Annotated in this window: 1 pseudogene; it reads right to left on the bottom strand. The window is 49.8% G+C overall.

From position 1 onward, the window contains the following. A pseudogene (gene fadH, locus AAEY79_RS15035) lies at window positions 1-269 on the bottom strand (NADPH-dependent 2,4-dienoyl-CoA reductase); the annotation flags it as partial.

The following is a 269-nucleotide window of genomic DNA, read 5'->3' as shown; positions in this document are numbered from 1 at the left end:
CAGCTTGACGACGGATTCTTGACCCGCACAAACGACGACACTATCGACACGCAATAGCTGACTTTGACCTTGGTTATTGGTAATCCAAATACCCTCATTGGTGATTTTTTCGTACTGTGCGCCTGATACTTGGATGACGCCGTGCGATTTGACATGGGCGCGATGTACCCAGCCCGATGTTTTATTGAGACCACTACCCAAGCGACCTTTGGTACGCTGTATCATATACACTTGGCGAACGGGGGTAATGTCGCCAGTCTCGATGAGAC

It is taken from the genome of Psychrobacter sp. GW64-MNA-CIBAN-0177, from assembly GCF_040309585.1.
Classification (GTDB): domain Bacteria; phylum Pseudomonadota; class Gammaproteobacteria; order Pseudomonadales; family Moraxellaceae; genus Psychrobacter; species Psychrobacter okhotskensis.
The sequence above is the reverse complement of the archived record's forward strand: the minus strand, read 5'-3'. Positions and strand labels throughout refer to the sequence as shown.